Source organism: Mesorhizobium sp. M0189 (assembly GCF_040322135.1).
Classification (GTDB): Bacteria; Pseudomonadota; Alphaproteobacteria; order Rhizobiales; family Rhizobiaceae; genus Mesorhizobium.
The window spans coordinates 343711-368585 of sequence record NZ_JAMYSW010000001.1 but is presented as its reverse complement, the minus strand read 5'-3'; the positions used below and the strand labels follow the sequence as shown (position 1 = coordinate 368585).

General features: G+C 62.4%; 25 protein-coding genes. 11 read left to right on the top strand and 14 right to left on the bottom strand.

The features are described 5' to 3' along the window. Nucleotides 1–26 precede the first annotated feature (26 nt). The gene (locus NKJ09_RS01720) at nucleotides 27–833 is read left to right on the top strand and encodes a DUF72 domain-containing protein (RefSeq protein WP_352494575.1); all 807 of its coding nucleotides are present in this window, start codon (nucleotides 27–29) and stop codon (nucleotides 831–833) included. 45 nt (nucleotides 834–878) lie between these two features. On the opposite strand, the gene NKJ09_RS01715 is transcribed toward NKJ09_RS01720, so the two are convergent. From NKJ09_RS01715 to urtA, 6 genes are all read right to left on the bottom strand, one after another. After that, nucleotides 879–1079 (bottom strand): hypothetical protein, encoded by a 201-nt coding sequence (locus NKJ09_RS01715; RefSeq protein WP_023717807.1) that lies wholly within the window; start codon nucleotides 1077–1079, stop codon nucleotides 879–881. Between the two features lie 206 nt (nucleotides 1080–1285). Then, nucleotides 1286–1981 (bottom strand): urea ABC transporter ATP-binding subunit UrtE, encoded by a 696-nt coding sequence (gene urtE / locus NKJ09_RS01710; protein WP_126041867.1) that lies wholly within the window; start codon nucleotides 1979–1981, stop codon nucleotides 1286–1288. Between the two features lie 70 nt (nucleotides 1982–2051). Next, complete coding sequence (urtD, locus tag NKJ09_RS01705; protein WP_023717809.1) at nucleotides 2052–2798, bottom strand: urea ABC transporter ATP-binding protein UrtD; 747 nt, start codon at nucleotides 2796–2798, stop codon at nucleotides 2052–2054. Nucleotides 2799–2805: 7 nt separating this feature from the next. Further along, complete coding sequence (gene urtC, locus NKJ09_RS01700; protein ID WP_352494574.1) at nucleotides 2806–4038, bottom strand: urea ABC transporter permease subunit UrtC; 1233 nt, start codon at nucleotides 4036–4038, stop codon at nucleotides 2806–2808. Further along, the gene (gene urtB / locus NKJ09_RS01695) at nucleotides 4035–5651 is read right to left on the bottom strand and encodes an urea ABC transporter permease subunit UrtB (RefSeq protein WP_352494573.1); all 1617 of its coding nucleotides are present in this window, start codon (nucleotides 5649–5651) and stop codon (nucleotides 4035–4037) included. Before urtB ends, urtC begins: the two co-directional genes overlap by 4 nt. Before the next feature lie 101 nt (nucleotides 5652–5752). Beyond that, entirely contained in the window at nucleotides 5753–7063 is a 1311-nt protein-coding gene (gene urtA / locus NKJ09_RS01690; protein ID WP_352448748.1) for an urea ABC transporter substrate-binding protein, read from the bottom strand. A gap of 301 nt (nucleotides 7064–7364) precedes the next feature. Here urtA and NKJ09_RS01685 point away from each other — a divergent pair, with 301 nt between their 5' ends. Next, the gene (locus tag NKJ09_RS01685) at nucleotides 7365–7760 is read left to right on the top strand and encodes a hypothetical protein (RefSeq protein WP_352482241.1); all 396 of its coding nucleotides are present in this window, start codon (nucleotides 7365–7367) and stop codon (nucleotides 7758–7760) included. Between the two features lie 51 nt (nucleotides 7761–7811). Here NKJ09_RS01685 and NKJ09_RS01680 read toward each other — a convergent pair whose 3' ends face one another. Both NKJ09_RS01680 and cckA read right to left on the bottom strand, forming a co-directional pair. Next, complete coding sequence (locus NKJ09_RS01680) at nucleotides 7812–8522, bottom strand: purine-nucleoside phosphorylase (protein WP_023717814.1); 711 nt, start codon at nucleotides 8520–8522, stop codon at nucleotides 7812–7814. A gap of 83 nt (nucleotides 8523–8605) precedes the next feature. Then, nucleotides 8606–11179, bottom strand: coding sequence for a cell cycle histidine kinase CckA (gene cckA / locus NKJ09_RS01675; RefSeq protein ID WP_352494572.1), 2574 nt, complete (start codon nucleotides 11177–11179; stop codon nucleotides 8606–8608). A 202-nt stretch (nucleotides 11180–11381) separates the two neighbouring features. Here cckA and NKJ09_RS01670 point away from each other — a divergent pair, with 202 nt between their 5' ends. Then, a complete protein-coding gene (locus tag NKJ09_RS01670; protein ID WP_352494571.1) occupies nucleotides 11382–12134 on the top strand; it encodes a hypothetical protein in 753 nt (250 codons plus the stop codon). 85 nt (nucleotides 12135–12219) lie between these two features. Here NKJ09_RS01670 and dksA read toward each other — a convergent pair whose 3' ends face one another. Continuing rightward, the gene (gene dksA, locus NKJ09_RS01665; protein ID WP_023717816.1) at nucleotides 12220–12636 is read right to left on the bottom strand and encodes an RNA polymerase-binding protein DksA; all 417 of its coding nucleotides are present in this window, start codon (nucleotides 12634–12636) and stop codon (nucleotides 12220–12222) included. Between the two features lie 258 nt (nucleotides 12637–12894). On the opposite strand from dksA, the gene NKJ09_RS01660 reads away from it, so the two are divergent. The 4 genes from NKJ09_RS01660 to NKJ09_RS01645 all read left to right on the top strand — a co-directional run bounded on the left by NKJ09_RS01660 (nucleotide 12895) and on the right by NKJ09_RS01645 (nucleotide 16674). After that, nucleotides 12895–13398: a SixA phosphatase family protein gene (locus NKJ09_RS01660; RefSeq protein ID WP_023717817.1), complete on the top strand. Its 504-nt coding sequence runs from the start codon at nucleotides 12895–12897 to the stop codon at nucleotides 13396–13398. 64 nt (nucleotides 13399–13462) lie between these two features. After that, nucleotides 13463–14941, top strand: coding sequence for a YcjX family GTP-binding protein (locus NKJ09_RS01655; protein WP_023717818.1), 1479 nt, complete (start codon nucleotides 13463–13465; stop codon nucleotides 14939–14941). Continuing rightward, the gene (locus NKJ09_RS01650; protein WP_023717819.1) at nucleotides 14938–16032 is read left to right on the top strand and encodes a YcjF family protein; all 1095 of its coding nucleotides are present in this window, start codon (nucleotides 14938–14940) and stop codon (nucleotides 16030–16032) included. The genes NKJ09_RS01655 and NKJ09_RS01650 overlap by 4 nt, the downstream gene beginning before the upstream one ends. 87 nt (nucleotides 16033–16119) lie before the next feature. Then, a complete protein-coding gene (locus NKJ09_RS01645; RefSeq protein ID WP_023717820.1) occupies nucleotides 16120–16674 on the top strand; it encodes a hypothetical protein in 555 nt (184 codons plus the stop codon). A gap of 62 nt (nucleotides 16675–16736) precedes the next feature. Here NKJ09_RS01645 and NKJ09_RS01640 read toward each other — a convergent pair whose 3' ends face one another. Continuing rightward, entirely contained in the window at nucleotides 16737–17003 is a 267-nt protein-coding gene (locus NKJ09_RS01640; protein WP_023717821.1) for a hypothetical protein, read from the bottom strand. Between the two features lie 230 nt (nucleotides 17004–17233). Here NKJ09_RS01640 and NKJ09_RS01635 point away from each other — a divergent pair, with 230 nt between their 5' ends. Both NKJ09_RS01635 and NKJ09_RS01630 read left to right on the top strand, forming a co-directional pair. Next, a complete protein-coding gene (locus NKJ09_RS01635; RefSeq protein WP_023717822.1) occupies nucleotides 17234–19069 on the top strand; it encodes a monovalent cation:proton antiporter-2 (CPA2) family protein in 1836 nt (611 codons plus the stop codon). A 20-nt stretch (nucleotides 19070–19089) separates the two neighbouring features. Then, complete coding sequence (locus tag NKJ09_RS01630) at nucleotides 19090–19638, top strand: DUF924 family protein (protein ID WP_031193615.1); 549 nt, start codon at nucleotides 19090–19092, stop codon at nucleotides 19636–19638. A 25-nt stretch (nucleotides 19639–19663) separates the two neighbouring features. Here the strand turns inward: NKJ09_RS01630 and folK are convergent, their stop codons facing one another. The 3 genes from folK to folP are packed head-to-tail and all read right to left on the bottom strand — an operon-like array spanning nucleotide 19664 to nucleotide 21377. Further along, nucleotides 19664–20185, bottom strand: a complete 522-nt coding sequence (folK, locus tag NKJ09_RS01625; RefSeq protein WP_023717824.1) for a 2-amino-4-hydroxy-6-hydroxymethyldihydropteridine diphosphokinase — start codon at nucleotides 20183–20185, stop codon at nucleotides 19664–19666. Further along, a complete protein-coding gene (gene folB / locus NKJ09_RS01620) occupies nucleotides 20169–20528 on the bottom strand; it encodes a dihydroneopterin aldolase (protein ID WP_023717825.1) in 360 nt (119 codons plus the stop codon). Before folB ends, folK begins: the two co-directional genes overlap by 17 nt. 3 nt (nucleotides 20529–20531) lie before the next feature. Further along, on the bottom strand, nucleotides 20532–21377 hold the full coding sequence (folP, locus tag NKJ09_RS01615; protein ID WP_023717826.1) for a dihydropteroate synthase: 846 nt from the start codon (nucleotides 21375–21377) through the stop codon (nucleotides 20532–20534). A gap of 96 nt (nucleotides 21378–21473) precedes the next feature. On the opposite strand from folP, the gene NKJ09_RS01610 reads away from it, so the two are divergent. Beyond that, nucleotides 21474–22091 carry a DUF922 domain-containing Zn-dependent protease gene (locus tag NKJ09_RS01610; RefSeq protein WP_023717827.1) on the top strand — a complete coding sequence of 206 codons (618 nt, stop codon included), beginning with the start codon at nucleotides 21474–21476 and terminating at the stop codon, nucleotides 22089–22091. 214 nt (nucleotides 22092–22305) lie between these two features. Then, the gene (locus NKJ09_RS01605; RefSeq protein WP_023717828.1) at nucleotides 22306–23787 is read left to right on the top strand and encodes an MDR family MFS transporter; all 1482 of its coding nucleotides are present in this window, start codon (nucleotides 22306–22308) and stop codon (nucleotides 23785–23787) included. Nucleotides 23788–23813: 26 nt separating this feature from the next. Here NKJ09_RS01605 and NKJ09_RS01600 read toward each other — a convergent pair whose 3' ends face one another. After that, nucleotides 23814–24842: an NAD(P)/FAD-dependent oxidoreductase gene (locus NKJ09_RS01600; protein WP_023717829.1), complete on the bottom strand. Its 1029-nt coding sequence runs from the start codon at nucleotides 24840–24842 to the stop codon at nucleotides 23814–23816. Nucleotides 24843–24875: the final 33 nt, after the last annotated feature.

Sequence of the window (24875 nt, the reverse complement as noted above, 5' to 3'; positions counted from 1 at the left end):
TTTTTCTGCAAACCGGGAGGACTACCATGACTCAATCAGGAACAATCCGCGCTGGCATGGGCGGCTGGACCTTCGAGCCCTGGGACACGTCCTTCTACCCGGACAAATTGTCGAAGGCCAAGCAGCTGAATTACGCCAGCCGGCAGGTGCCGACCATCGAGGTCAACGGCACCTATTATTCGAGCTTCAAGGAGCCGACCTTCGTCAAATGGGCCAACGAGGCGCCGGATGGTTTCGTCTATTCGCTGAAGGGCAACCGCTTCGTCACCAACCGCCGCGTGCTCGGCGAGGCCGGCGAATCGGTGATGCGCTTCCTCGGGTCGGGCGTCGCGGCACTTGGCGACAAGCTTGGGCCGATCCTGTGGCAGTTCGCGCCGACCAAGCGGTTCGACCCGGACGACTTCGAGGCGTTCCTCAAGCTATTGCCGGAGAAGCAGGACGGCGTTGCGCTGCGCCACGCGGTCGAGGTGCGCAATGACAGCTTCGTCGTGCCCGAGTTCGCCGCCTTGGCACGCAAGCACAAGGTCGCGATCGTTTTTGCTGATCATGCTAAATATCCAGCGATTGCCGACGTCACCGGCGATTTCATCTATGCGCGGCTGCAGACCGGCAGCGACGACAATCCCGATTGCTATACGCCCAAGGCGCTCGACGAATGGGCGGCCCGCGCCAAGACTTGGGCGCAGGGCAAGGTACCGGCCGAGCTGCCGCGCGCCGATCCTTCGACCGACGCGCCGGTCAAGCCACGCGACGTGTTCGTCTACTTCATCACCGAGGGCAAGGTCCGCGCTCCATTCGGCGCCATCGCGCTGATGAAGCGGGTCGCAGGCTGACGCCCCGCTGTCGGCGGTCCGGCTGGCCGGCTCCTAGATTACCGCCTATGCGGCGCGCTCGTCCGGACGCCGATCAACCCTGACGATCTCGTTGAAAGCATCGAGATCGACATAGAAGACCTTGGTGATCTCCGCGATAAGTTCGTCGTGTTCATATCCCTGCGATTTCAGAATGTTGATGGCGGTTATGATGTCGACACGCTCCGTGAGCCGTCGTTTCTGGTAGTCCTCGACATAGCGCTCCATCATCTGGCCCTGGCTCCCAAGCACCCGAAATGTTGGACGACAACAGATCGCTGGAGGGAGCGGCTTGCGCGCAAGCGGCCCGCGCCTTCCCCTGATCTGCCAATTTGGAACTGGTACGGAAAGCGGCCGACTCACCAAGGCCAAGCAAAATCTAGCACGCAATCTTCGGCGCGCCAGAGTTGCAAAGTAATAGAATCAATAAGAATTCAGACGGTCAGGAATTTCCGCACGTCCGCCCGGTCGAGATCCTCGGCGGGGCCGGTATGGACGATCTGGCCGCGGTCCATGATATTGACCTCGTCGGCCAATTCCCGGCAGAAATCGAGATATTGTTCGACCAAAAGCACGGCAATGCCGGCTTGGTCGCGCAGATAGCGGATGGCGCGGCCGATATCCTTGATGATCGACGGCTGGATGCCTTCGGTCGGCTCGTCGAGCACCAGCAGTTTCGGCCGCATCACCAGTGCCCTGCCGATGGCAAGCTGCTGCTGCTGGCCGCCGGACAGATCGCCGCCGCGGCGCGCGAGCATCTGCTTCAGCACCGGAAACAGCTCGAAGACGTGACCGGGAATGTTGCGGTCGGCGCGCTTCAGCGGCGCGAATCCCGATTCGAGGTTTTCCCGCACCGTAAGCAGTGGAAAGATCTCCCTGCCCTGCGGCACGAATGCGATGCCCGACCGGGCGCGATCATACGCCGCGCTCCGGTCGAGCGCCTTCCCCTCGAAGGCAACACTTCCGCTCGTCAGCCGGTGATGGCCGACGATCGATCTCATCAAACTGGTTTTGCCGACGCCGTTGCGGCCGAGCACACAGGTGATCTTGCCGGCGCCGGCCTTTAGCGAGACGCCGCGCAGCGCCTGGGCGGCGCCGTAATGCAGCGTGGCATTGGAGACTTCGAGCATGGTCAGCGCTTTCTCCAACGCCTGAAAGACGAAAGGTCGAAATGATGGAACGGAACGCGCCAGACCATGCTCATCTCCCCAGGTAGACTTCGACGACGCGCTCGTCGGCCGAAACGAAGTCGAGCGAGCCCTCGGAAAGTACCGAGCCTTCGTGCAGGCAGGTAACCTTGACGCCGAGCTCGCGCACGAAATGCATGTCGTGCTCGACGACGATGACCGAATGGTCGCGCGCGATGTCTCTAAGCAGCCGCGCGGTTTCCTCAGTCTCGGCGTCTGTCATGCCGGCAACCGGTTCGTCGACCAGCAGCAGCTTCGGATCCTGCGCCAAAAGCATGCCGATCTCGAGCCATTGTTTTTGGCCATGGCTCAAATTGGCGGCGAGTTCGTCGCGCTTGTCGCCAAGCCGGATGATGCCGAGAATGTCGTCGATCTGCCGCGCTTCCGCGGCCGAGCGACGATGGAACAGTGCCGGGAAGATCGAGCGCGGGCCTTTCAGCGCCAGCATCAGATTGTCCTCGATCGTGTGGCTTTCGAAGACGGTCGGCTTCTGGAATTTACGGCCGATGCCCATCATGGCGATTTCGGCCTCGTCGTGTTTAGTCAGGTCGACCTCGCCGTCGAAGAAGACCTCGCCCGCGTCGGGCCGCGTCTTGCCGGTGACGATGTCCATCATCGTCGTCTTGCCGGCGCCGTTGGGGCCGATGATCGCCCGCATCTCGCCCTTGTCGAGCACCAGCGACAGGTTGTTGATGGCGCGAAAACCATCGAAGGAAACCGACACGCCGTCGAGATAGAGGATGGTGTTGCTCTTCGACATCAGGCCATCACTCCGCCGGCTGCGGTTCGGCACCGGAGGCCGACCAGTCGCCCGGCCTTCTCGCCGCCGAGCGATCGGTTTTCGGCGGCACCGGCGTGTCAGGATCGGTGCCGGCTTCCTCGGCAATCGAGGCTGCCCGCAGCGCCTTGGCATTGCCGCGCCAGGAATCCCACATGCCGATGATGCCCTTGGGCAGGAACAGCGTGACGGCGACAAACAGGCCGCCCAGCGCAAACAGCCAGAACTCCGGCAGCACGCCGGTGAACCAGGATTTACCGGCATTGACCAGAAGCGCGCCAATGATCGGTCCGACGATGGTGCCGCGCCCGCCGACGGCCGCCCACACCACCACCTCGATCGAATTGGACGGCTCGAACTCGCCAGGGTTGATGATGCCGACTTGCGGCACGTAAAGCGCACCGGCGATGCCGGCCATCACCGCCGACACGGTGAAGGCGAACAGTTTGACGTTCTCCGCCCGCCAGCCGAGAAAGCGCGTGCGGCTTTCGGCGTCGCGCACCGCCATCAAAAGCTTGCCGTATTTGGAACCGACGATTGCCCAGGTGACGAAGACGGCAAACGCGAGCATGACGGCGCTGGCCGCGAACAGCGCCGAGCGTGTCATGTCGGCCTGCACGTTGAAGCCTAGAATGTCCTTGAAATCGGTCAGGCCGTTATTGCCGCCGAAACCCATGTCGTTGCGGAAAAAGGCAAGCAGCAGCGCATAGGTCATCGCCTGGGTGATGATCGACAGATAGACGCCGGTGACGCGGCTGCGGAAGGCAAACCAGCCGAAGACGAAGGCGAGCAGGCCGGGCACCGCAAGCACCATGACCGCCGCGAACCAGAAATGGTCGAAGCCATACCAGAACCACGGCAATTCCTTGTAGTTCAGGAACACCATGAAGTCGGGCAGCAGCGGATTGCCGTAGACGCCTCGCGAGCCGATCTGGCGCATCAGGTACATGCCCATCGCATAGCCGCCGAGCGCGAAGAAGGCGCCGTGGCCGAGTGAGAGGATGCCGCAATAGCCCCAGACGAGATCGAGCGCCAAGGCGAGCAGTGCGTAGCAGAGATATTTGCCGGTGAGCGCCACGATATAAGACGGCACGTAGAAGGAACTTGTCGGCGAGACCGCAAGGTTGAGCAGCGGCACGACGATGGCGGCCGCCAGCAGGACGAAGATGGTGATGGCGACGCGACGATCGGCGCCGGCGGCAAAGAAACGTCCCGTGATCATGCTTCCACCGACCTGCCCTTGAGCGCAAACAAGCCGCGCGGGCGTTTCTGGATGAACAGGATGATCAGCACCAGGACGACGATCTTGCCGAGCACCGCTCCGGCATAAGGTTCGAGGAACTTGTTGACGATGCCGAGCGAGAAGGCGCCGACCAGCGTGCCCCAGAGATTGCCGACACCGCCGAAGACGACGACCATGAAGCTATCGATGATGTAGCCACGACCGAGATTGGGCGAGACGTTGTCGATCTGGCTGAGCGCGACACCGGCTATGCCGGCAATGCCGGAGCCGAGTGCAAACGTCAGGGCGTCGACCCACGGCGTCCTGATGCCCATCGAGGCGGCCATGCGGCGGTTGGCGGTGACTGCACGCATCTGCAGCCCCCAAGGCGTGCGCTTCATCACGTAGAGCAGCACCGCGAACACGCCAAGCGCGAATACCAGGATCCAGAGCCGGTTCCATGTCACGGCAAGCTGGCCGATATTGAACGAGCCGGACATCCATGACGGGTTGCCTACCTCCTGGTTGGTCGGCCCAAAGATGGTGCGTACGGCCTGCTGCAGGATCAGCGACACACCCCATGTCGCCAGCAGCGTCTCCAGCGGCCGGCCGTAGAGGAAGCGGATCAGCCCGCGCTCGATGACAAGGCCGACGAGCGCCGCCACTAGGAAGGCCAGCGGCAAGGCGATGACCAGCGACCAGTCGAACAGACCGGGAAAGGAATTCCGGATCACCTCCTGCACGACGAAGGTCGTGTAGGCACCGAGCATGACCATCTCGCCATGCGCCATGTTGATGACGCCCATGACGCCGAAGGTGATGGCCAGGCCAATCGCCGCCAGCAGCAGCACCGATCCGAGCGATATGCCGTACCAGATATTCTGGCCGGCATCCCACAGCGCCAGCGTCGAATTGATATTGGCGATCGCAGCCGTCGCCGCGTCCTTCACCGCACCTTCGGAATTGGCCTCTACCGACGTGAGCAGCGACACCGCATCGCGGTCGCCGCGCGCGCCGATGAGAGCGATAGCCGCCAGTTTGTCGGCCTCCGGCCTGTCGGAAACGAGAACCGACGCGGCGCGGGCATGTTCGAGCAGCGCCTTGACGCTTGCCACGCTCTCATTGGCGATGGCGGTGTCGAGCGGCTCGATGTTTGCCGCGTCCGGCGTCTTGAACATGGTGTCGGCGGCGGCAATGCGCACGGCCGGGTCCTTGGAGCCAAGCGTCAGTGTGCCCAGCGCGTCGCGGATGACGCGGCGCAGCGTGTTGTTGACTTTGATCTTGGTGATGTCGGCCTTGGCAGCTTCGCCCGATTTTTCGCCGGTGAGCGCATCGAGCAGCTCAATACCGTCGCCGCTCTCCTTGCCGACAAAGACCAGTGAATCGGCCTTGCGGACGTAAAGGCTGCCCTCCGCAAGCGCGGCAAGCGGCCGTTCGACGGCCGGATCGCCGGAAGCCGCAAGCTCGCGCACGACGGCTTCGATCGCCGGAAAATTGGCGGCAGTGGCGAATTTGGCGATGACGGCGCGCAGATCTGCTTCGCTGGCGTTCGACGGCAGCAGCGCCCCCAGGAGGAGCAGCAGCATCAGGCCAATCGCGCGGATCAGGATCATCGGTTTCTGGTGGCTCTTGGAGGTTGAATGTCGCCTCCGGGCAGGCTGGAGAAAGGAGCCCGCCCGGAGGCTTTGCGGTCTGGGAGGACAGACCGGGAGGATTAGTTGGTTCCCTTGCCGCCGCATTTGCCGGTGGCAACGTTGAAGTTGCCGCAGGATAGAGGCGCGCGCCAATCGGAGATCAGGTCCTTGGAGTCGGGCAGGTAGTCGGACCATTCGTCGCCCATCACCAGGCCCGGCGTCTGCGAGACGGTTTCGAACTGGCCGTCGGCCTGGATTTCGCCGATCAGCACCGGCTTGGTGATATGATGGTTCGGCATCATGGTCGAATAACCGCCGGTCAGGTTCGGCACCGAGACGCCGACCATGGCGTCGATGACCTTGTCCGGATCGGTGGTACCGGCCTTCTCTACCGCCTTCACCCACATGTTGAAGCCGATATAGTGGGCTTCCATTGGGTCGTTGGTGGTGCGCTTGTCGTTCTTGATGAATTTGTGCCAATCGGCGATGAACTTCGCGTTCTCGGGCGTGTCGACGCTCTCGAAATAATTCCAGGCGGCGAGATGGCCGACGAGCGGCGCGGTGTCGAGACCGGCAAGCTCTTCCTCACCAACCGAGAAGGCCATGACCGGAATATCCTCGGCCTTGATGCCCTGATTGCCGAGTTCCTTGTAGAACGGCACGTTGGCGTCGCCGTTGACGGTCGAGACGACAGCGGTCTTCTTGCCGGCCGAGCCGAACTTCTTGATTGCCGAGACTTCGGTCTGCCAGTCGGAGAAGCCGAACGGCGTATAGTTGACCATGATGTCTTCGGCAGCAACGCCCTTCGCCTTCAGATAGGCTTCAAGAATTTTGTTGGTGGTGCGCGGATAGACATAGTCGGTGCCTTCGAGCACCCAGCGCTTCACCGAACCGCCATCCTCGCTCATCAGATAGTCGACCGCGGGAATGGCTTGCTGGTTCGGCGCCGCACCGGTGTAGAACACGTTGCGCTCGCTCTCCTCGCCCTCATATTGAACCGGGTAGAACAGGATGTTGTCGAGTTCGCTGAACACCGGCAGCACCGATTTGCGCGACACCGAGGTCCAGCAGCCGAACACCGCCGCGACCTTGTCCTTCGAGATCAGCTCGCGCGCTTTTTCTGCGAACAGCGGCCAGTTGGAAGCCGGATCGACGACCACCGCCTCGAGCTTCTTGCCGAGCAGGCCACCCTTGGCATTCTGCTCTTCGATGAGCATCAGCATGGCGTCCTTTAGCGTCGTCTCCGAGATCGCCATGGTTCCCGACAGCGAATGGAGGATGCCGACCTTGATGGTGTCGTCGGCCGCCTTGGCGGGAATGCTCATCAGCAGGCCGGCGGTGACCACGCCGGCCGAAAACATTTTTGTTATTGTCGAGAAACTGCCCCTCATACTTTTAAACTCCCAAGCTGGTTAACTGCATCGGAACAGACCATGCAACGGCTGTGCCAATTACCGGAGCAAGATCGGAAGATCTGAGATTTCCCAGCTCTGTCAGTCGGTTAATGTATTAGGCGCAGGAGATGAACCTCGCCTGCCAGGTTCGAACTGAGAAAAGATCACCCGTATCAGCCTAAGTTTTACTCATGTACGGGCCAATGCCCGAATTTTGAGCAGCATCACAAGAGCACTGGCGAGGATTGCAGCGCCGCAGCGAAATGGGGCAAGTTCGAACCCTTAAACGAGCGACGCCATGGCCTTCCGAACGTCTTGCATTTTCATCACCATGCTTCTGCTGGCGACGACGACTGTAGCGCGCGCCGGCTTCAGCGACGGCAAGCTGCCGGACGGCCCCTATCATTGCGAAGTCTATCTGCTTGGCATGTTCCTCAGCCTCGGCGACATCACCATCAAGGGAAACGTCTATAGCGGTCCGGTGAGCTTCGGCACCGCGCGGCAGAGTTATAACTACCAGATGGATGCAGACGGGGTGATCACTTGGCTGGGTCCGCTGGGCGGCTACACCAGCGGCGGCAACTCGATCTCGCTTACGCAAGCGACGCTGGAAAGCGGAACCACCCCCTCCTTCGACATCATCATGAAGCAGCCGGACGGTGCCTTTACCGCCTCGACCTGCACCAAACGTTGAAAAAAATATGCGCAACCTCGTGAGAATTAGCACCGGAAGGCAGAGAGCCGCCTAGCTCTCCGCCGCCACGTCGAGCGCCAGCCGGGTCATATTGGTGAAAAGCCCCTGGCGTTCTGCATAGTCGGTCTGCTCGCCGGTTGCCACATTGTCGACGACGGTCAGGATCGACAGTGCCCGGGCACCAAAATCGGCCGCGATGCGGTAGAGCGCGCTGGTTTCCATGTCCACGGCGAGCGCGCCCTGTGCCTGCGCTTCGGCAAAGCGCTCACGCCCCTGCGGATGATAAAAAATATCGCTGCAGATGGTCAGGCCGGCCCGCTGGTCGATGCCGAGTTCGGCGGCCCGGGTCAACGCCTGGGCCAACAATGCCGGATCGGGGCTGGCGTTGGCACGATAGAGCCCGAAACTCTGAACGCTTTCTGAGCTTTCACCGCGCACCGATTGCGCGATCACCAGACTGCGCAGCGCCAGCTCGGCGGTCAGCCCGCCGCAGGTGCCGGTGCGGATCAGTGTTTTCGCACCATAGAAATCCAGCAGCTCGTGCACGTAGACCAGGAATGACGGGACGCCGATGCCGGTGGACTGGATGCTGATAGGCTTGCCGCGAAACAGGCCGGTAAAACCAAGCGCGCCGCGGCGGCGGTTGACGCAGCGCGGCGCCTCCAGAAAAGTCTGCGCCATCCATTCTGCGCGCTGCGGATCGCCCGGCAGCAGCACCGTGCTTGCGTAGTCGCCCTTGCTGGCCTCGTTGTGTGGCGTCACGGCATGCTTTCCAAAACCCGTCGCCCGTTTCGCCTGCAATCATGGCAGTCTCACGGCATTGCGCAAGCGGAGCATTGGAAGGGTCAGGATTCCAGCATGTCCTTGACGATCGTGGCCAATTGCTTGAGCGAAAACGGCTTGGGCAAAAAGCCGAAATGTGCGTCGGCCGGCAAGTTCTTGGCGAATGCGTCTTCCGCATATCCGGACACGAAGATGAACTTGATGTCGGGCTGCCGCTTGCGCAATTCGCCAAGCAGCGTCGGGCCGTCCATTTCCGGCATCACCACGTCTGAGACCACGATGTCGACCTTGCCGCCGAGCGCTTCGTAGACTTCAAGCGCCTCGACGCCCGACGACGCCTCGTGGACGGTGTAGCCGCGCGACTTTAGTGCACGCATGCCGCCCATGCGTACGGCGTCCTCGTCCTCGACCAGCAGCACCGTGGCCGAGCCCGACAGATCCTTGGCTGAGTCGGCGATCTTGGCAGGTGCGGCCGGCACTTCTCCAGCCTCGCCCGCCTTCCTTGCCTCCGCAATGTGCCGCGGCAGGAAGATGCGGAACAGGGATCCCTTGCCGACTTCGGAATCGCAGAAGATGAAGCCGCCTGTCTGCTTGATGATGCCATAGACCATGGACAGGCCGAGGCCCGTTCCCTTGCCAACCTCCTTTGTCGTGAAGAAGGGCTCAAAGATCTTTTTCAGCACATCAGGCGCGATACCGCTGCCGCTGTCCTCGACCTCGACCAGCACATAGTCGGCCGGAGTAAGTTCGCGATAGGAAAAGGTCTTGCATTCCCCGGCGCTGACGTTGCGGGTGCGAACGGTGAGGTCGCCGCCGGCCGGCATCGCATCGCGCGCATTGACCGCCAGATTGACCACCACTTGCTCGAACTGCCCGATATCGACCCTGACCGGCCACAGGTCGCGGCCATGGTCGATCTTGAGCTTGATATCGTTGCCGACCAGACGGGCAAGCAGCATCCTTAGGTCGGCGAGCACGTCGGTCAGGTTGAGCACCTCCGGTCGCAGCGTCTGCTTGCGCGAGAAGGCCAGCAACTGCCGCACCAGCGAGGCCGCCCGGTTGGCATTCTGCTTGATGTTCATGATGTCCGGGAACGACGGATCGGACGGCCGGTGGTTGGTCAAAAGCAGGTCTGAGGCCATGATGATGGCGGTCAGCACATTGTTGAAATCATGCGCGATGCCGCCGGCGAGCTGGCCGACCGCCTGCATCTTCTGGCTCTGCGCCATCTGGCCCTCGAGGGCCTTTTGCTCGGTGGTCTCGACGGCATAGACGATGGCCGATTCCTCGGCGCCCTCGCCGCCGGTGCCGTCTGCGACCGCATTGACGTAGAAGCGTATGTGTCGTTCCTCATTGCCGGGCAGCACCGTATCGATCGGCTCGATATCAGCCTGTTGCTGGCGTGCCTTTTCGAACGCCGCGGCGAAGGCCGGCCGGTCGCGCTCGTGGATCACCGTATCCAGCCGCACACGCCGATCGACCGCGTCGCGGTCGACGACCGAGGAAAATAGCGACAGGAACGGCGCATTGGTGCGCAGGATGCGACCGGCATGGTCGACGCCGGCAATCGCCATCGGCGTCGAGTTGAAGAATCGCGTGAAGCGTATTTCCGAGGCGCGAAGGTCGGCCGAAGCGTCCTCGCCTTGCGTCCGGTTGAGCACGATGGTGCGAGTCGGGCCGTTGAGCCCCTCTCGGCTGGCCGAAACACGATGCATGAAGCGCACCGGCAACGCCTCCCCGGTCATCGTCGTCAGATCGAGATCGATAACGGCATTGCGCGTGGTACCCGCGTCGGCCTTGACCGAACGGACCAGCGCCATGCCATCGCCGGCGACGATCTCCGGCAGCGTGATGGCGCCGGGGGTGAAGCTGGCCAGGTCGATGCCCAGCCACTCCGCAAGGGTCGCGTTGATATAGGTGACGCGGCCTTCCTGGTCGGCCGAAAAGAAACCGGCCGGCGCGTGGTCGAGGTGATCGATGGCCTTTTGCAGGTCGAGAAAGAACCGCTCCTGCTCGGCCCGTTCCCGCGAGATATCAGCAAGCTGCCAAGCAAGCATGGGCAGCCGCTGGCCTGGAACGCTGAACGCGCGGGCCCGGACGCGGTACCAGCGCGCGCCCGATTCGGCGCCTGGCCGAATGGACTGCGCGAGCCGAAACTCGCCGTCGCCCGCCTGGCCGTCGCGCAGGCCTGACGCCAGCCGGTATATGGTCACTGAGGCCTCGGGAACGTCTGAAAGCAAACCTTCGACCGTCTTGAGGTCGGCGGCCGACTCGGCGCCAGTCATGTCGGCATAGGTCCGGTTGGCGTAGATGATCCGGCCTTTGGTATCGGTGACCAGGAGGCCTTGCGACATCGAATCGACGAAAGCTTTCGACAGTTCGTCGCTTGTCGAGCGCGGCGTGACGTGCACGAAGCCGATCGCAGTGGCGAACAGAAAGCCGACGCCGATCATCGCCAACACGCCAAGCATGCCGAGCAGGAATGGGTCGCCAAGTCGCTCGCGGAAAAGGCCGAAGACGATCGCTGCCCCCGTCAGGACGACGATGAAGACGATGAGCCGGGTGACCGCGCCCGGTCGCGTGTTCTGGTCGACGATAGGTACCGGATAGAAATCGCCGCGCGCTTCCTTGGCCATGTTCCCCCTGCTCGTGAATTCCGGTGTCGGTTGAATCATATTCTCAGGGTCGGGAAAAGGCCCGGCGGCAAATGTCCGCTAAAAAGACGCCGTTCCGCTCCCGGTGTTTCAAGCTGTTCACGAAGCGTGAAAGGCAACTTGCGGTGGCCTGCCGCAACAGTCTAGTGTCGCGTCTCTTCGAAAGCTGATTTTGGGGGAACCAATGCTGCAATGGCTGGATGGCGTGGCGGGTCCTGGTTATGCCGCGGCAATCCTGTGGACGTTTGCAGTACTTGTCCTTCTGCTCATCATTCTTCTTATCATCAGGCTGGTCCGCAGCCTGACCTTCGGAACATTCGTCGCCGGCGGCAGGAACCGCAAGACGCGGCTGGCGGTCATGGATGCCACAGCGGTCGACAGTCACCGGCGGCTGGTGCTGGTGCGCCGCGACGATATCGAGCACCTGCTCTTGATCGGTGGTCCGACCGACGTCGTCGTCGAGCGCGACATCAGGCTCTCGGCGCTGCGCCGCCCGGCATTGACCGGAGATAACAGCCACCAGCCGGCAGCAAGATCGGCTCAGACCACAGCCGCGCCGGTGAGGCAAGCGCCGCCGCAGGCGGCAAGCGTAGCCGCAAGCCCTGTCCGAGCCCGCCAGACGGCGACAATGCCGGCAACAATGCCGGCACCGGCGCCGAAACCGCCATCGAACGTCACACCGTTGCCAAATTATGGATCCGTCAACGCCAATGCTTCACGGCATGCGCCGCCGCCGACAAGACAGGACTCCCCGGCAAGATACGAGCCGCCGGCACAGCACGAGTCGATCGACGATGCGCTGATGAAGGAGCTGGAGGTTTCCCTCGACGAGCCACGCTTCAGCCAAACGCCGAGCAAGCCGGTGGCGAAGGCATCGCCCTCTCTCGACGACGAGATGACGAAGCTCCTCGGCGAGTTGTCCAATCAGAAAAGATAGGCTGATAGCGAACGGCCAATGAAAATGGCCGGAAAACCGGCCATTTTGAACGCTTTACCGATGCCGCTCTGTTTTTCCCGCCGACTCAGTCGTCGCGGTACACCTTCTCGCGCCGCTCATGGCGCTCCTGTGCCTCGATCGACAAGGTCGCGATCGGGCGCGCGTCGAGCCGCTTCAGCGCGATCGGCTCGCCTGTTTCCTCGCAATAGCCGTAGGTGCCTTCGTCAAGGCGCTGGAGGGCGGAATCGATCTTCGAGATGAGTTTTCGCTGGCGATCGCGGGCGCGAAGTTCGATGGCGCGGTCGGTTTCTGAGGAAGCCCGATCGGCGAGATCGGGATGGTTGGCGTTTTCCTGCTGCAGGATTTCGAGAGTTTCGCGCGCTTCGCGCAAGATGTCGTTCTTCCAGGTGACGAGCTTCAGGCGAAAGTAGGATTTCTGCCGCTCGTTCATGAACGGCTCGTCTTCGGAGGGTACGTAATCGGCGGTAACGATGTCGTTCATTCGACTCACCCAACAAACCCCAAATTTGGCGCCTATATATTCGCGGACCGAAAACTGCACAAGGTCAATCGACGACTGTTTCACGCAATTGTTAGTCCCGGACAAACGGCATCCGCGAGCCCTTTTTGCGAAGAATACGACCGAATTCATACATGATTCGCTATGCTTGAAGGACGCTTGCCATTGCGCACGGAGCTCTTCTGATGGCAAATCCTGCGGCGTATTGACGGGTTCGGTGCCCGGCACAACGGGGATCCGGTGACCAGACTTTACCTGCTGAGGCATGCGAAGGCCGGCTGGGCGCTGCCCGGCGTCGCCGACTTCGACCGCCCGCTCTATACATCTGGCTTCGCCGATGCCGAAGCGATGGGCGTGCTGATGCGTTCTCGCAAATACGTACCGGGCCTCACCCTGTGCTCAAGCGCCAGGCGTGCCCGCCAGACGCTGGAAAGCTTAGCTGGCCATACGGACACGGGCCGGGTGCTGTTCTTTGACGCGCTCTACAACGACGATGCCGCCGCGTACCTCGCTGCCGTCCGGCAGAATGGCGGGCTGGACGCCCTGCTCGTCATTGGCCACAATCCGATGATTGAGGATCTCGCCATGGCGCTCTCAGGCGACGGCAACGAGACCGCGCGGGCCATGCTGAACCACGGCTTCCCGACCTCCGCACTTGCGGTGGTCCGGTTCAACGGCAGTCTTGCGGAGGCTGCGCCTGGCGCCGGCTATCTCGAAGCCTTCCTGACGCCTGCCGATATCTGAGGCCATTTCAAAGCCGCGCCTCAAAGCCTATATCGGTGGCTGACCGGCCCCGCGAGAACAGATTTTGGCATCATCGCTGACGACTTTCACCGACGAGGCGAAGATCGCCTTGGATACGTTGTCAGGCCGCGCTGCCGGGCTTTTCGCTCCGTCGCTGCGTCTTGGCGTGACCGGGCTGTCCCGCGCCGGCAAGACGGTGTTCATCTCGGCCCTTGTGCACAATCTGGTCCATGGCGGACGCTTGCCGCTGTTTGAGGCACAAAAATCGGGGCGCATCGCCAGGGCCTTTCTCGAAGAGCAGCCGGACGACGCCGTACCACGCTTCCAGTACGAGGATCACATCGCGGCTCTTGTCGACGACCGTGTCTGGCCGGACTCGACGCGTGCGATTTCCGAACTGAGGCTCACCATCGAATACGAATCGGCCTCCGGTTGGAGCCGCATGTTTTCCGCCGGCAAATTGTCCGTCGACGTCGTCGATTATCCCGGCGAATGGCTGCTCGACCTGCCGCTGCTCGGCAAGTCCTACGCCGATTTTTCGCGTGAGGCCTTCGAGATGGCCGTGTTGCCGGTGCGTGTCGATCTTTCGCGGGAATGGCAGGCGCTCTCTGCCTCCGTCGACCCCAACGACGACGCCGACGAGATGACGGCGCGCCGTCTCGCCGAGAGCTTCGCCGCCTACCTCAAGGCCTGCAAGCTTGACGAGCGGGCGCTTTCGACCCTACCGCCCGGCCGCTTCCTGATGCCCGGCGATCTTGAAGGATCGCCGGCGCTGACCTTTGCGCCGCTGCCGAAACTCGGCCTCGGGCGCGCCCGCTCCGGATCGCTGCAGGCGATGATGGAGCGGCGCTACGAGGCTTACAAGACGTATGTCGTCAAACCGTTCTTTCGCGAACACATCACGCGCCTCGACCGGCAGATCGTGCTCATCGACGCCTTACAGGCATTGAACGCCGGCCCCGGTGCTATGGCCGATCTGGAACGCGCGGTCACCGAAATCCTGTCCTGTTTCCGGCCCGGCCGGGGCAACTTCCTGACCGACCTGTTTTCAAGACGCATCGACCGCATATTGGTGGCCGCGACCAAGGCCGACCATCTGCACCACGAAAGCCACGACCGGCTGCAGGCGATCGTGCGGCGGCTTGCCGACCGCGCCGTGGCGCGGGCGAATTTCACTGGTGCCGACGTCGACGTCGTCGCCATGGCGGCCATGCGCGCGACTCGGGAAGGCACGGTCAAGCAGGGCCGTGAGACTTTGCCGGTCATTATCGGCACGCCATTGCGTGGCGAAAAAATCAATGGCGAAACCTTTGACGGAAAGACCGAAACAGCCATATTTCCCGGTGATTTGCCGGAGAAAGTTGATGCGGTGTTCGATGGTTTCGAATCGAAGCACCAGCAGAACGATGACGACCCGGCGATCCGCTTCGTGCGCTTTCGCCCGCCGAAACTCGAGCGCACGGCCGAGGGCGTGACGCTGTCGCTGCCGCATATCAGGCTCGACCGCGCGGTGCAGTTCCTGATCGGAGATCATCTCGCATGAGCGCGCCCCGCAGACCGGCGGCCTTTCGCATCGAGCCGGAGCCCCAGCCGAAGGTAGATCCGACGGCTCGCCATTCCGGGGCCGAGGCCGCGCCGGCGCGAAAGCCGCGTAACGTGAAGGCGGATCTTGCCGTGGTCACACCGGCGGAGATCGACGTCTTCGACGAGCCTGATGTCGTCGCTGCCGAACCGCCGCCGGCGATTGCGCCGCGAAAACGTTCGCTGCTTGGCTGCCTGTTCTTCGGCGCGCTGGGCGTTCTGGTTTCGCTCGCCCTTGGCCTCTGGACCGACCAGCTGATTCGCGACCTGTTCGAGCGCGCCGAGTGGCTGGGCTGGCTGGCGGCCGGAATGGCATTGATCGCCATCCTGGCGCTTGTAGTCATCCTTATCCGCGAATTCGTGGCGATTGCTCGCCTCGCCGAGGTCGAAAAGTTGCAGAAGCGGGCGCTCGATGCGATTGCCCGCGATGATCCGAAGGCCGCCCGCGCCGTGGTCGACGAGTTGTCGGCATTTGTCGCGGCCAAGCCCGAAACCGCGGCCGGCAGGCGCTCGCTGGCCGAATTGCGCGGCGAGATCATCGATGGCGGCAATCTGGTGCGGCTGGCCGAGACCGAGATCCTCGGCCCGCTCGATGCCCGCGCCAAGATGATGATCCTCGAAGCGGCGAAGCGCGTGTCCCTGGTGACCGCGGTCAGTCCGCGCGCGCTGGTCGACGTCGCTTATGTCGTGTTCGAAGCCGGCCGGCTGATTCGCCGTCTGTCGGAGCTCTATGGCGGCCGCCCCGGCACGCTAGGCTTTTTTCGCCTGGCGCGCAGCGTTCTCGCCCATCTCGCGGTCACTGGGTCGATCGCCGTCGGCGACAGTTTCGTCCAGCAGATCGTCGGCCATGGCCTTGCGGCTCGGCTCTCGGCCAAGCTCGGCGAAGGCGTCGTCAACGGCATGATGACGGCGCGCATCGGCATTGCAGCGATGGAAACGGCAAGGCCCCTGCCCTTTAACGCCGTCAGGCGTCCAGGATTGGGCGATTTCCTTTCCGCGCTGACCTCCTTTGCGGCAAAGAAAGAAAAAGAAACATCCGCTTCCGAGACGTGACTACCGCCTTGGGGTGACAAAGCATTAACCAATCTTGTTCATGGTCGGAAGCGTCCAAACCAGTCTCTTTGTTGCCGGGTGTCGTCGATGAAAAGCGTTATTTTGTCCAACGTGCTGCACGTGGCGCTCGCCCTTGTCGCAACCATCGGCATTGCCGGAAAGGCTTCGGCGGCGGAACCGGACAAGCAGTTCTTTCGATCGGTCGAGGGCAAATGGGTCGGCCCCGGAGAAATCGTTGCCGGCAAATACAAGGGCACGAAATTCACCTGCAGCTTCATTGGCTCGACGCCTGACGGCAAGGTCGGCATGTCGCTCGACGGCGGCTGCCGGGTCGGTATGTTCACCCAGCAGATGTCGGCAACGATCGAACACATGGGCCGGCAGGGCTACAAGGGCAGCTTCATGGGCGGGGCCGCCGGCTCCGGCCTCGACATTATCGGCGGCAATGTCGTCGATGCGCACAAGGTGGTTTTCACCATTAATCGTAATCAGTTGCGCGGCGTGATGCAGGCGCTTGTCCCCGACGACAATTCGATGACGGTGACCGTTGCCGTGCGGGTCGACCAGCAGCTGGTCCCGGTCATCGGTATGAAGTTGAAGCGGATCGATGCAGTCGAGGTCGGCTCCATAACTCCGAACTGAGCTTTCGGCGTGAAAAGGCGGCAACCAAACGCCGCCGCCGTCCTTGACATGCAGATGGGTGCTCAGCCCTTGATCGCTGCAATCAACTCGTCATAGGCCTTGCAGGCCTCGGCTGCTGTCGTGCCGCCCTGATACTTGGTTGTGACCGCCTGGACCTTGGCTGTGAGGTCGGCTGCCTTGGCCGGATCCTTGGTGATAGCAGCCTGAAGTGCCGCAGTCATGTCCTGAGCCTTCTTGGTCAGCATCTCGGTCGTGCACTCCGGCGCCTTCGAACAGGCAGAGCCGGCAAGTGCCGCGATGCCAACGGCAACCAGCAAAAACTTCTTCATGTCAGTCATCTCCTCAAAAAGGGCCGTGACTTGATCGTCGCTCACCCTCCACTGGCCGAAGCCGGGCGTCCTTAGCGCCGGATAGCGAAAACAAGCAACGCCTGGAAGGCCATTATCCTGTGCAGTGCGCCTGCAATATCGCCTGCACAATGCGCCGGATTCACACTGTTCGATCCGCTCCGAAGCCCCTATCTTGGCCGCTTGACTCCCAGGAGAGCGGAAGGGCAGGCATGGCGGCAGAGGCATCGAACAGCGATCTGATCCAGGTGGTGGCGCTGCTTGCCGCCGGCGTCGTTGCGGTGCCGATCTTCAGGCGCATGGGACTTGGCTCCATCCTCGGCTATTTGGCGGCCGGCGTCGTGATCGGCCCATTCGGGCTGCGCGTCTTTTCCGAATCGGAAGCCATTCTTCATGTCGCCGAACTCGGCGTCGTCATGTTCCTGTTCATCATCGGGCTGGAGATGCAGCCGTCACGCCTATGGGGCCTGCGCCGCGAGATTTTCGGGCTTGGTGCGCTGCAGGTCGGCGTCTGCGCGGTTCTGCTGACCGGCGTCGGCCTGGCGGGAGGTTTCCCGATCGCGCAATCCTTCGTCGCTGGCGCCGGTTTCGTACTCACCTCGACGGCAATCGTCATGCAATTGCTGGAAGAACGCGGCGACCTGGCAACGCCCAAGGGCCAGCGCATCGTCTCGGTCCTGCTTTTGGAAGATCTGGCCATCGTGCCGCTGCTGGCGCTGATCGCCTTCCTCGCGCCGGGCGGCGCCGATATGAGCCTGTCGGATAGGTTGACGGAGGTCGGCATCGGCCTTGCCGCGATCGTCGGGCTGGTGGTTGCCGGGCGCTATCTGCTCAATCCGTTCTTCCGTATCCTGGCGGATGCGCGCGCCCGTGAGGTGATGACCGCAGCTGCCCTTCTGGTCGTTCTCGGGTCAGCGCTCGCCATGCAGCTTTCCGGCCTGTCGATGGCCATGGGCGCCTTCCTGGCCGGCGTGCTTTTGTCGGAATCGACCTTCCGCCACCAGCTGGAGGCCGACATCGAACCGTTCCGCGGCATTCTGCTCGGGCTGTTCTTCCTCGCCGTCGGCATGTCGCTCGACCTGCATGTCGTCGTCGTCAACTGGCAGCTCATTGCCATCTATGTCGTCGCCTACATGGTGATGAAGGCGATCGGCATCTATATCGTTGCCCGCGTCCTCAAAACCGACCATCGGGAAGCGCTCGAGCGCGCCGTCTTCATGGCGCAAGGCGGCGAATTCGCCTTCGTCCTCTATTCCGCGGCGGCTGCGGTGGGCATTATCGACGGCCAAGCCAATGCGATGCTGACCGCCATTGTCATCATTTCCATGGTGCTGACGCCGTTGGCGATCATTGCACTGCGGTATCTGACGCCGCGCGACGAGCAGTCGCTTGAAGGCGTCGATGTCGCCAACGGCCTGACCGGCAGCGTGCTGATCATAGGCTTTGGCCGGTTCGGCCAGATCGCCAGCCAGCCGCTTTTGTTGCGCGGCATCGACGTGTCGATCATCGACAACGAGGTCGAAATGATCCAAGCAGCGGCCGATTTCGGCTTCAAGGTCTATTACGGCGACGGCACGCGGCTGGACATCCTGCGAGCCGCGGGAGCCGGGCGGGCACGCGCCGTGCTGATCTGCGTTGACAAGCCCGATGCCGCCGTGCGCATCGCGGAACTGATCAAGGCGGAGTTTCCCTTGCTGACAGTGCTGGCACGGGCGTTCGACCGCGGCACCGCGTTGCAGCTCATCCGTGCCGGCGTTGACTATCAGCTCCGCGAGACGTTCGAATCGGCGCTTGTCTTCGGCGGCTCGACGCTGGAAGCCCTCGGCGTCGACCCGGAAGAGGTCGCCGAGGTAGTCGAGGACGTCCGCCGCCGCGACGCTGCCCGTTTCGAGCTTCAACAGGCCGAAGGCATCCGCGCCGGACGGCGCTTCCTCAAAGGCAATATTGGCACCCCCATCCCGACGCCGCTCAGCACACCACGCCGCGCGGGTCAGGCGCTCAATGAGGAAACCGCCGGCGTGCTGCAGAAATCCGAGCCGGCCGATTAATCCTTGGGAAGATGCGAATGATGGATGAACTGGACGAACGCGCGCTCTCCGTAACCAGATTCTGGCGCCACGCCGGGGAGGACGCATGGTTCGAGAAGAACGACGCTTTTGATGCCGACTTCCGCACCCGGTTTCTCGATCTGCACTTCGCCGCCGCCCGCCGCGAATGCGACGGCTGGTCCGAACACGCCGAAGGGTCGCTGGCACTGATGATCCTGCTCGACCAGTTTCCGCGAAACTGCTTTCGCGGCACTGGCCACATGTACGCCACGGACCCGCTGGCGCGGCATTTTGCCGGGAAGGCGATCGCTGCCGGCCATGACTTGGCGCTCGACGAAGAGCTCCGCGTCTTTCTTTATCTGCCCTATGAGCATTCGGAGGATCTCGCCGATCAGCTCAAATCGATGGAGCTTACCGCCGCCAAAGCCCCGTCCTATCTGAAATATGCGGTAGAACACCGCGACATCATCCAGCGCTTCGGCCGCTTTCCACACCGAAACAGGATGCTTGGCCGGGAGACGACACCGGACGAACAAATGTTCCTCGACGGTGGTGGGTTTTCCGGCTGATTTTCGGCCACCAATGGCGGCAGCGTCAGGTCTTCCACCATTTCCGGCCTGACGGCAGCCGTTCAATACCCGACGTGTCGACGGCGGCCAGTCGCTCCGACACGCTCTTGCCGTCGACCACAAGCTTCGGTGCAATTTCTGCCAGCGGTGCCAGCACGAAGGCGCGCTCCAGCATGCGCGGATGCGGCACCTCCAGTCCGGTCTCGTGGATGATGCGGTCACCGAACACCAGAATGTCGATGTCGATCAGGCGCGGACCCCAGCGCTCCTCCCGCACCCGCTTCAGTTTTCGCTCGGCGTCGAGGCAAAGGTCGAGCAAAGCCCGCGGCGCAAGCGCGGTCGAGATCTCGGCCGCCGCATTGAGGAAATCCGGCTGATCGAGCTTGCCCCAGGGCGGCGTTCGGTAGAGCGACGAAACGGCAACGACGCGCGTGCTCTCGTCGGCATCCAGAATGCCCAGTGCCGCAGCCATCGACTTCGCCGGATCACCGAGATTGCCGCCAAGGCTGAGATAGACGGTGTTGTTGTTACTATTCTGGCCAGACAACGGTCACCTCGACATGATCGAGCACACCCGGCACCGGGGCGTTCGGCTTGCGCACGGTGATCTCGGCCTTTTTGATCTGCGGAAACCGCGCCGTCAGCGCCCTCGCCACTTCGAGCGCCAGCGCTTCGATCAGAAAGCGCCGCTCGCCGGTAATGATCTTTTCGATGACCGCAAAGGCGATGCCGTAATTGACGGTGTCCTCGATAGAATCGTCGACCAGCGCCCGCCCGGGGTCTACCGTGAGCGCCGCATCGACATAAAAGCGCTGGCCGAGCGTCTCCTCTTCGTCCAGCACACCGTGCCGGGCGAAGAAGGCGCAGTTCTTCATGCGGATGACATACATGGCTCAGCTTTCCCCGATCTCACGTGCGAGCATAGCATCGGCAATAGCCAACGCATCCACGTTGATTGCGACATCGTGGACGCGAAAAAGATGCGCGCCTTTGAGCCTCAGGATGACGCTTGTGGCGGCGGTTCCGGCGCCCCTTGCCGCTGCGTCGCGGCCGGTGACGGTGCCGATAAAGCGCTTTCGCGATGTGCCGGCCATCAGCGGAAAGCCCAGCGCACGAAGCTCGGAAAACCGTGCCATCAGGTCAAGGTTTTCCGCGGCTGTCTCCTTGGCGAAGCCGAAGCCCGGATCGAGCACGATGTGGTCGTCGGCAACACCGCTCCGTTGCGCGATTTCCAGCGACTTCCTGAGGAAGAAGAGCTGATCGGCAATCACGTCGGGCAGTTTCTGCCGGTCCCGTCCCGTGTGCATGATGACAAGGCCGGCGCCGGTTTCGGCAGCGACGCTGGCAATGCCCGGCTCGCGCTGCAGGCCCCAGACGTCGTTGACGATATGTGCACCGGCTTGGACGGCAAGCCGCGCCGTATCCTGGCGATAGGTATCGACCGAGATCAGCGTTCCGCCAGACGTCGCGAGCGCCTCGATGATGGGCACTATGCGGGCCTGCTCTTCCTTTGCAGACACCGGAGAGGCACCGGGACGCGTCGATTCTCCGCCGATGTCGATGACGGAGGCTCCCTCCTCCACCATACGGCGCGCCTGGTCCACCGCTTTTTCCGGGGCATCGAACAGCCCGCCGTCGGAAAAACTGTCCGGCGTGACGTTGAGGATGCCGACGACGATGGCCTTGCCGCCAAGGTCAAGATGGCGCCCATGCGCCAGCTGCCATCGCCCTGTCATCATTGCCCATCAACCATGTTCGATCCCACGTCATGACCGGGGATCAATTCCGTTGCGCCGGAGACGGCGGTAAAGCAAGGTGGGCAAAGAGGCAACACGATGAAACGATCCCTCCTCTGCGCCCTGATGCTCGCTCTGACCGCATTCCCGGCCGGCGCTACGACTCTCGTCAAGACATATAGTTATTTCCCGATCGGCGGCAGGACGCTCGACGACATCGGGACCCAGCTGTCGAAACTCGGGCCTCAGGTGAAAAGCACCGGGTCGCGGCATCCCGGCGCCACCCAGATGGCGTTCACCACCCGCGTCAGTTATGCGCAAAAGCCGGGCTCGTGCTGGATTGCCGACGCTGCCGTTACCGTCAAGGTCAAGGTTATCCTTCCCGAGTGGCGCCGCCCGCGCAAAGCCGATGCAGGCGTCAAGCTGTTCTGGGAGACTTTGTCCGCCGACATCAAGCGCCATGAGGAACGCCACGTCGAGATTGCCAAGAACCATGGCCGCGAACTAGAAGACGCCTTGAAGGCGAGCTACCCTGAAAAGACCTGCGAATTGGCCAAGGCCAAGGCCGCGAAAATTACAGCGGCCATGCTTGCCAAGCACGACCAGGACCAGATGCGCTTCGATCGTGTGGAAAGCGTCAATTTCCAAAGCCGCATCCTGCGGCTTTTGCACTATCGCATCGAGCGCATTGAGAATGGACGGCTCGCTCCCGGCTGAACTCCGCGTCGGACAAAGCCAAATTTGGAACAAAGCCAATTTGGCGAAGCATAGTGCCAGCTTCGAAAAACTTTCGAGCCGCTGTCGAAATCGGCCTATAGCGAACGACATATGCCAGGTTCGCAGGGATCAGCCTCCGGCAAACGCCAATCGGCGTACTAGATGCTTCCCAGCCCGTCGCGGAAGTGCACGCAGGCATAATGGATGAACGGATATGGACCAGGCTATCGACAAGCAAGCGATGGTGGAAACCAGCACGCCGCTGACCGAAACCGAGAAAAACGCCATCATCGGCGGCGTGCTTTTGTCAATGCTGCTGGCGGCGCTCGACCAGACCATCGTCGCGCCGGCGATGCCGACGATGGCACGTCTGCTCGGGCATGCCGAATATCTGCCGTGGATCGTAACCGGCTATCTTCTGACCGCGACCGCAGTGGCGCCGCTCTACGGCAAGATCTCCGATATCTATGGCCGCCGGCCGACCGTCTATGCGGCAATCCTGATCTTTCTCGCCGGGTCGCTGGTCAGCGCCACGGCCCCCAACATGCTGGTCCTGGTTGTCGGCCGGGCGATCCAGGGCGCCGGCGGCGGCGGGCTCTTCGCCCTGACGCAGACCGTGATCGGCGACCTCGTGCCGCCGCGCGAGCGGGCTCGCTACGCCGCCTGGATTTCGGGCACCTGGGCCGTCGCCAGCATCGCCGGGCCGCTGCTCGGCGGCACCTTCGCCGAACATCTGCATTGGTCGCTGATCTTCTGGATCAACATTCCGCTCGGCCTGCTGGCGATGGCGATCATTAACAATCCGCTCAAGAAGCTGCCGATCGCTGCAAAACATCACCGCATCGACGGCCTCGGCGCGCTGCTTCTGGTCGCGGCCACCTCGCTGCTGCTGCTTGCCTTGAACTGGGGCGGCAGCGAGTATCCGTGGCTGTCGCGTGAAATCCTTGGACTGCTCGCCTGCTCAGCGGTGTTCTGGAGCGCGTTCGCGCTGCGGCTGATGCGCGCGGCCGAACCGCTGATCTCGCTGGAAGTGCTCGGCAATCCGATCGTTCTCGCCGGCACGTTGTCGATGTTCCTGCTGCAGGCCGCCAATGTCGGCTTGTCGGTCTATCTGCCGGTCTACCTGCAATCGGTCGTCGGCCTGTCAGTCAGCGAATCTGGCACCGCGTTGCTTGGGCTGATGCTCGGCACGGTGGCCGGTGCGACATTCAGCGCGCGAATGATCCCACGCTTTTTCCACTACAAGCGCATTGCCATGGTCGGAACTGTTTTCTCGATCCTGTGCCTCGGCGTGCTCAGCCTGGTCGCCGGGCATGCCTCGCTATTGCTTGTCGAGGTGTTGACGACCTGCATAGGCCTGGGCACAGGCACGACCTTTCCGGTTGCCACTGTCTCGGTCCAGAACGCCGTCGATCGCATGCACCTTGGCGTGGCGACCGGCGTTCTCACCTTCCTCCGCTCGCTGGGTAGTGCGCTTGGCGTCGCCATGCTTGGTGCCGTCGCCCTTGGTTACGGGCTGCCGCTGGCCAGCGAAGGCACGCAGACGGCCGGCCATATCGCCTCAGCCACGCCGTTCGTGATGATCTTTCTTGCCGCCGCCGCGACCTTGCTGCTGTCGTTCATCACGCTCTGGCTGATGCCGGAGAAAACGCTTCGCGGCCATGCCGAGGCTTCGGCCCCAGCCCTGGCGGAGTAGACCGGCCTGGTGAAATCCGGCGAGCTTCAGTCGACCACGCCGAGCTTCTTCTGCAGGCTGGTCGACGAAGTCGTATACTGGAACACGATGCGCTCGCCGGGGCTGATGATGCGCTTGGCTGCCTGTGCCATTAGAGCGACCTCATGGAAGCCCGACAGGATCAGCTTCAGCTTGCCGGGGTACCAGTTGATGTCGCCGACGGCGAAGATGCCGGGCACCGACGTCTGGAATTTTTCGGTGTCGACCGGGATCAGGTTTTCGTGGAGATTGAGGCCCCATTCGGCGATTGGGCCGAGCTTCATCGTCAGGCCGAAAAATGGCAGCATCCGCGTGCACGGCACTTCGACATCGCCCTCCGGCCCCTTGATCGTGGCGGAGGCTAGCTGGCCGTCGCTGCCGGTCAGGCCCGTCACCTGTCCGACTTGGAATTCCAGCTGCTTCATCTCTTGCATGGCATACATCTTGTTGACGCTGTCGGGCGCTGCCCGGAATTCGGGCCGCCGATGCACCAGCGTCACGCTCTTGGCCACCGGCTGCAAGTTCAGCGTCCAGTCGAGCGCCGAATCGCCGCCGCCGACGATGACGAGGTCATGGCCGCGAAAGTCCTCCATCCGGCGCACCGAGTAGAACACGCTCTTGCCTTCATAGGGTTCGATGCCTGGAATCGGCGGCCGCTTCGGCTGGAAAGAGCCGCCGCCGGCGGCAATCACCACAATTTTGGCTTCGAACACCTCGTTTTCGTCGGTAGTGACGCGGAAGCTGCCGTCCTCCAGCCTTTCCAGGCTCGAAACCATGCGGTTATAGGTGAATTCGGGCTTGAACGGCGCGATCTGCTCAAGCAGCTTGTCGACCAGACCTTGCGCCGAGATCGAGGGCCAACCCGGAATGTCGTAGATCGGCTTTTCCGGGTAGAGTTCGGCGCACTGCCCGCCGGGCCGGTCGAGTATGTCGATCAGATGGCACTTCATGTCGAAGAGGCCGAGCTCGAATACGGCAAACAGGCCGACAGGCCCTGCCCCGACAATGAGTACGTCCGTCTTGGTGATAGCGGTCATGAAGCATGCGCCTTTATGGGAAAACGGCGCGAC